General features: G+C 60.6%; 7 protein-coding genes and 2 pseudogenes. 6 read left to right on the top strand and 3 right to left on the bottom strand.

Annotation, left to right across the window (positions count from 1 at the left end):
* Both JOY90_RS17300 and JOY90_RS17295 read left to right on the top strand, forming a co-directional pair.
* Nucleotides 1–507, top strand: a 507-nt coding sequence (locus JOY90_RS17300; RefSeq protein ID WP_291692335.1) for a type 1 glutamine amidotransferase domain-containing protein, incomplete at its 5' end; no start/stop codon positions are given.
* Between the two features lie 36 nt (nt 508–543).
* Nucleotides 544–1,347: a ferritin-like protein gene (locus tag JOY90_RS17295; protein WP_291692334.1), complete on the top strand. Its 804-nt coding sequence runs from the start codon at nt 544–546 to the stop codon at nt 1,345–1,347.
* 473 nt (nt 1,348–1,820) lie between these two features.
* Here JOY90_RS17295 and JOY90_RS17290 read toward each other — a convergent pair whose 3' ends face one another.
* Nucleotides 1,821–2,639 carry a helix-turn-helix transcriptional regulator gene (locus JOY90_RS17290; RefSeq protein ID WP_291692333.1) on the bottom strand — a complete coding sequence of 273 codons (819 nt, stop codon included), beginning with the start codon at nt 2,637–2,639 and terminating at the stop codon, nt 1,821–1,823.
* Between the two features lie 86 nt (nt 2,640–2,725).
* Between JOY90_RS17290 and JOY90_RS17285 the strand changes: the two genes are divergently transcribed.
* The 4 genes and pseudogenes from JOY90_RS17285 (at nt 2,726) to JOY90_RS17270 (ending at nt 5,408) form a co-directional block, all read left to right on the top strand.
* A complete protein-coding gene (locus tag JOY90_RS17285; protein ID WP_291692332.1) occupies nt 2,726–3,490 on the top strand; it encodes a class I SAM-dependent methyltransferase in 765 nt (254 codons plus the stop codon).
* A 324-nt stretch (nt 3,491–3,814) separates the two neighbouring features.
* Nucleotides 3,815–3,954 (top strand): annotated as a pseudogene (locus JOY90_RS17280) (transposase); the annotation flags it as partial.
* 204 nt (nt 3,955–4,158) lie between these two features.
* Nucleotides 4,159–4,485 (top strand): IS66 family insertion sequence element accessory protein TnpB, encoded by a 327-nt coding sequence (gene tnpB, locus JOY90_RS17275; protein WP_291692331.1) that lies wholly within the window; start codon nt 4,159–4,161, stop codon nt 4,483–4,485.
* A gap of 178 nt (nt 4,486–4,663) precedes the next feature.
* A pseudogene (locus JOY90_RS17270) lies at nt 4,664–5,408 on the top strand (IS5 family transposase).
* On the opposite strand, the gene JOY90_RS17265 reads toward JOY90_RS17270, so the two are convergent.
* Both JOY90_RS17265 and JOY90_RS17260 read right to left on the bottom strand, forming a co-directional pair.
* Nucleotides 5,405–5,632: a metal-sensing transcriptional repressor gene (locus tag JOY90_RS17265; protein WP_291692330.1), complete on the bottom strand. Its 228-nt coding sequence runs from the start codon at nt 5,630–5,632 to the stop codon at nt 5,405–5,407. The pseudogene JOY90_RS17270 and the gene JOY90_RS17265 sit on opposite strands and share 4 nt — an antisense overlap.
* Before the next feature lie 359 nt (nt 5,633–5,991).
* A partial coding sequence (locus JOY90_RS17260) for a hypothetical protein (RefSeq protein WP_291692329.1) occupies nt 5,992–6,330 on the bottom strand: 339 nt, incomplete at its 5' end.

The following is a 6,330-nucleotide window of genomic DNA, read 5'->3' as shown; positions in this document are numbered from 1 at the left end:
TTTATTCACACTCCGGAATACGCGCGGCAAGTCGAGCAGACACGCTCCGTGCGGGAAATCGATCTGAACGAGTTTGACGCCATCGTCGTCGCGGGCGGTCAAGGCCCTATGTTCACCTTCGAACAAGAGAAAGACCTCCACGAAAAGTTTGTCGCCTTTTACGAGGCCGGCAAGGTCACCGCTGCCCTTTGCCATGGGACGGCGCTGCTGCGTTTCGCGCGGCTGAAGGACGGAACGCCTCTGGTGAAGGGGAAGATCTTCACCGGCTTCTCCAACATGGAGGAAGACGACGCCGACGAGAAAAGCTGGGAGATGGGCGCCTTGCCCAGAGGTCAGCGCATCATGCCCTGGCGTGTAGAGGACGAAGTCAAGAGGCTCGGCGGGATCTACACCCAAGGCGGATTGTGGCGCGGCTACGCCATTCGAGACGGAAATCTTATTACGGGACAGCAGCAGTTTTCCGGGGATGAGGTCGCCCGGCTCGTCATCGCAGCTTTGGGTGAATAGGCGCCTGATCTGGGCCCCCCGAATAGGAGGAGCGCCATGGATAGCCCCGCACGCACCCGAATCCAGATCAAGTCCCGCGAGCAGCTGTTCTGCACGCTGACCGAGGCGGTAGAGATCGAGCACAATTTGATGTGCTGCTCCCTCTACGCGGCATTCAGTTTGAAGAACGCCGCTCTGGACGGAATCGCGCCGGAAGATGATCTTCTCATTTCGCGGTGGGGGCGATCTATAATGTCGGTTGCGGTCGAGGAAATGACGCATCTGGCTTTGGTAGCCAACTTGATGACGGCCTTGGGCGGTCCTCCTCATCTCGGACGACCAAACTTTCCAATCGAAGCGGGATATCATCCGGCCGGCGTGCAGGCGAAACTCGCGCCCTTCAGTTCAGAGACGCTCCAGCACTTCATCTTCCTTGAGCGTCCGGAGGGATCGGCCGAACCGAATGGCGAGGGCTTCACCGTCCAAACCAATTACGTGCGCGCGCTCGGTGTGCACAACGTGCTGATGCCAAGTGCTCAAGACTACGAAACGGTTGGCGACCTGTATCGCGCCATTGGCGACGGGGTCCAGTCCCTCGCAGAGCGATCTGGTGAGACCGCTCTGTTCGTAGGTGATCCCTCCGCCAGGTCGGTGAGGACGTGCTCGCGTCTTCCAGGCTTGATGCGGATCAGCGGTGTGGAAAGCGCACTTCGGGCGATCGATACCATTGTGCGGCAGGGCGAAGGCGCAAGCGAAGATCTGGAAGGCAGCCACTTTCAGCGGTTCGTGGCGATCCGGACTGAACTTCAGGCGCGGGGGGATCGAGGAAGTGGAGGGAGCGTCGCTGACATTAATCTTTGAGGGGCGCGCGGTGCATTCATTCGCGACGGTGCGTCACCGGAGCTCCTAAGACGTTTCTCGCCAACCTGTCCGGTCCCTGGCTGCGCCCAGGGGCGCCTTGCGTTAGGTCACGGCCCGGATCGGAGCGGGCGACTTCCGAAGAGCCGGAAGAGAGCGGCGGACGCAGTGCAGCGCGAGGTGATGGAAGAACTCGCGAATCGCGGTGACGATCGTTGGACCGGTTCAAGTCGCTAAGAATATTTTCGTGTACAGCGGAGCCTCGTCGAGAACACGGATGTGTTTTTTCTCGGACAACTTGCTCAAGAGACGCTGTCACTTCGCTGGGGTGGCGCCGATGAGCTAGCGGCTATGCAAGCCATTCGATGGTGGACCGTTGAAGAACTCGACAAGACGGTAAGCTTAATTTCCGATGAATCTGGGGGAGCTGATCCGCACTTGGATAGAGCTTCATCTTCGTCACCATGTGTGCATGCTCAAGCCGGTGAACGCGCGCTTTTCAATAGCGATGCGGAGTGCCGTTCCGATGGGCGAGGGACCAGCAAGACCAACTTGAAATCCTGTCGCTCCGTTGGGCTGAAGCTGTGCTGATCGAAGCGGAGCCGGCCGCATCGTGGATGATCGAACGTGCGGAGGCCTCCCATTCGATGCTGCACGTTCTGTCCATCCCACAACCGCGTGAAGAGCGCGCTTTCCGCCTTGAGCGCATCGATAAACGCCCTCACGCGCGGATCGCGGAAGGTATGGCCAAAATCGGCGCGGAATTCTGCCAGCAGACGCCCCGCGCGCTCCTGCCATTGAGGAATGAACGATCGCGCAACCTCGTCGGTGAAGACGAATCGCAAAAGGTTACGCTGATGCTTGCCGTCGAGCCAGCCACAGAAGAGATTCGCCGCGGCTCCGTTCCAGCAGCAGGCGTTCCAGAGCCTGTCGAGACCGTAGGCCGGATACTGGAGCCCCTCGACCGCAGCGACGAGTGAGACCGGCGCCTGTTCGGTGAGACCGGCCGGATCATCGGAATCGATCCGACCTGCCAATTCGAACAGATAAGCTCGCTCCGCTCGCGTCAGAGAAAGCGCTTCGGCCAACCGACTCAGAGCTTCGGGTGACGCCTGCACCGGACGTCCCTGCTCTATCCAAGCACACCACGTCACACTGATACCAGCGAGCGTCGCGAGTTCTTCCCGACGCAATCCCGGCGTTCGCCGCCTGCCACCCGGCACGGGAGGTCTGATGCGCTCGCGATGCGCGCGGACGAATTCGCCGAGAAGCCGGCGTTGGTCGATCTCGAGCATGGTGGAAATTATAATAGGATAAACTTCCATATTGTAACAGTTTTAGTTTGGCTGATTATCCTGCCCATCGCCAGTAGGATATCGGTATGCCCAAGCACCATGAAAGTGTGGTCGAGGCCCAGTTCGGCACGCGCGCCAATGCCTATGTCGAGAGCGCTGTTCACGCGCAAGGCGCCGACCTCGACGCTTTGAGCGCGATGGCCGCCGACCGAAAACCGCAGCACGCTCTGGATCTCGGCACTGGCGGCGGCCATGTCACCTATGCGCTTGCGCCTTACGCCACGCGGGTCACGGCGGCGGACCTGTCGACCGACATGCTGACGGCTGTCGCCGCGGCGGCCCGCGAGAAAGGCCTCAACAACGTTGCCACGGTCGAGACCGCCGCCGAACGCCTACCTTTTCCTGATGCGGATTTCGACTTTCTGGCGTGCCGGTACTCCGCCCATCATTGGCAGGATTTCGATCGCGGGCTTAGGCAGGCGCGACGCGTCCTGAGAGGGGACGCTCCGGCGATCTTCATCGACGTGTGTTCGCCAGGCCCTGCTCTCTTCGACACCCATCTGCAGGCTGTGGAATTGCTGCGCGATACCTCGCATGTGCGCGACTACAATATCGGCGAATGGATGACCGCGCTGAGCTGTGCCGGCTTCGCGATCGCATCCTGTCGCACCTGGCGGCTGCGCATGGATTTTCCGGTCTGGACTGCGCGCATGCGCACGCCCGCCGAGAACGTCAAGGCAATCCGCGCGCTTCAGGATGCAGCGTCCGCTGAAACGAAAGCCCACTTCGCGATCGAGGCCGACGGCTCGTTCCTGCTCGACATGATGATGATTGAAGCCGTCGCGGCCTAACCTTCGCGCCTCGCGGGCCGGCGAGTATGCCGATCAGGCGATCTCCCGTGCGATATTGGCGCTCAGTGTGCGTCCCACAGAGCTGCCGGGCAATTCACGCACATTGGTAGCGCTCCCCATGAATTTGATATCATTCCAATCATTTAGCATGCTGCCTCTCAGTTCTTAAATAGCGCGCCACTCGACCGCATTCACGTCAGTGCGGTCGCTGATGCATTTGCCTCGGTAGCCTGACAAACGTAAGCCCCCGGTGAGGGCCGCCCTCCCAGCTTGTGCTCGGTCGTGCGATGAATTGCTCATTAATTTGAAAGCAAATGAGCAAACGTGACGACGGTTACGGTTCTATCCGGTCCAGAGCGACGGCGGCGATGGACCACTGCCAAGAAGCTTCGGACTGTGGAGGAGAGTCTGGCACCTGGGCGAGTGTTGTCGAGGTTGCTCGCCGACATGATGTTCACCGCAATCTGGTTACGGTTTGGCTGACGAAGTCGTTTTGCCGCGGTCTCCGTTGCGCCAGACCGGCAACCTTGACGGCGCCCTCCGGGACCTGCGGTGCTATCGAGATTGAGTCCGCAGCCGGGCCCGGATGCGGATCACGGGCGCGGTTGAGGCGACGACGCTGAACGCAGTCGTGGCGGCGCTGACTGATGGACGGCCACTTGATCCCGTTGCCGGCCGGCGTGCGGGTGTGGCTTGCGACCGGCTACACCGACATGCGGAAGGGCTTTCCGTCCCTGACATTGCGGGTTCAGGAGATCTTTCATCGCGACCCGCTGGGCGGCCATCTGTTTTGCTTCCGCGGTCGTCGCGGCAATGTTTTGAAGATGATCTGGCATAACGGCCAGGGCGCCTGCCCATTCACGAAGCGCCTGGAGCGGGGCCGCTTCATCTGGCCGGGCCCGGCTGAGGGCGGGGTGACGATCTCGACCGGAGGCACCGATAAGAGACGTGGCGGCCGACATCGGTCGGATGAGGCCTTGCGCTTGCGATCGTGATGGATATGATTCCATCATCGTCGTGACCACATCTGAATCGCTTCCATCCGATCTTGCCGCCGCGCACGCGATGATCCTCGTGGAGCGCACCGCGTAAGCGCCGAACCGGGGCCGAGCCAGAAGCATTGCGTTTGGCCGGACTCCCGTGATTCAAACTCCCAAACTGGGAGCTCGAATCATGCGCTACGAACTCGCCGACTATGAATGGACTGCCATAAGGCCGATGCTGCCGAACAAACCGCGTGGCGTTCCTCGGGTGAACGACCGACGTGTCCTCAATGGCATCTTCTAGGTCCTCCGATCAGGAGCACCCTGGCGTGATCTGCCGGCGGCGTTTGGTCCGTACACCACTTGCTACACCCGGTTCGTCGGCTGGTGGTGTCTGGGCGGCATCATAGACGCACTTGGCGCCGCCCATGATGCCGCTGTCCAGATGATCGACACCTCCATTGTCCGCGTGCATCAGCATGGAGCTTGCATCTAAGAAACCAGCGCCAATCGATGGGAAGGTCCCGAGGCGGCTTGACGAGCAAAATCCATGCGGTGGTCGATGGCAATGGTCTGCCGGTACGGCTGGCGCGGAGTCCCGGTGAGGCCCATGACGTTCGCTGGAAAACTGCTGTCTCGCCTGAATCCGGGTCAATGCTGCTTGCCGACCGTGGCTATGACGCGGACTGGATCAGGTAGCTGGCCATGAAAAGGGCGCGTGGGCCAGCATTCCGCCGAAAAGCAACGGCAGCGATCCGATCTGCTCCAGCCCCTATCTCTACCGGGCTCGCAACCGGGTCGAGCGGTTCTTCAACAGGATCAAACAATGTCGTCGGATGGCGACGCGCTATGACAGGCTTGCTGCCAACTACGTTGCCTTCGTTCAACTCGCGTCAATCCCGCTATGGCTGCGCCTGAGCGAGTTCGCAGCCTAGAGCTGTGAAGCGCGATCGAAGATTTGGCAACGTTGGAGAACGATGTCGCGTGAGGCTATCGGAAGCACAGGGCTCCGAAGGCAGGTGTCAACCGAGGCGACAAGCATCAGCACGTCAGCGCAGCCCAGTTCGGATTCGAGCGCGCGTTCAACGGCCTCGATCTGTCCCTTGATGCGCCGAACCCGGCCGACAAGCCTAGACTTGCTCTTAATAGTGTGCGACACGCCGCCTAATATAGGGGGGTACCCTATTTTTATCAAGCGATGGCTGCTAGGCGGATTAGGTATGAAGACGCGGATCATCGCCGGAGGCGGACTGCTGGTCGTAGCGCTGGCGTGGACGCGTCCGTTTCATGCCCACGGTGTCGCGAAACCGATATTTTGCAGGAACGATAACCTTCGATGATCCGGCGGTGGCGGCCGAGCTCATTCTGCCGAACTTCAGCTTTCTGGAGTATCCCACGCAGGGAGCAACGTTGCCGAGAACAGAATGAACGGCGCTTTCGCGCGGCTACTAACTCCTACTTTGGCGTTCACGGTTGACAGCGGATGGGTCAACCAGAACCGGCCTCAGGGGCCACACTTCAGGTTTCGACAAGACGAATATTGGGCTCAAGTATGATCGCGAGAACCGTCACGAAGCCCTGGTTTCCGTCGGCCGAGCGTGGAACATAGCGCACTCCGGCGCAATCGCCATCGGGGCCGATGCGCCCCGCACCGTTCAGCCCGGTATCTTCTTCGGCAAGGGCTCTGGAGATCTTCCGGAATCGCTTTCGTGGCTGCGCGGGATCGGAGTGGCAGGTTCGGTCGTCGATGGGGTGCCGGTAGGCTCCGGTGGCAAGGCCTTCGCGCCAAATCTCAGCGGGGGCGGCTTCGACACCGTTCTCCCGCCCGCGGTCGAAACACTGCATTGGGGCTTTTCG

It is taken from the genome of Bradyrhizobium sp., assembly GCF_019242285.1.
GTDB lineage: Bacteria > Pseudomonadota > Alphaproteobacteria > Rhizobiales > Xanthobacteraceae > Bradyrhizobium.
This window is presented reverse-complemented; position numbering and strand designations above follow the sequence as displayed.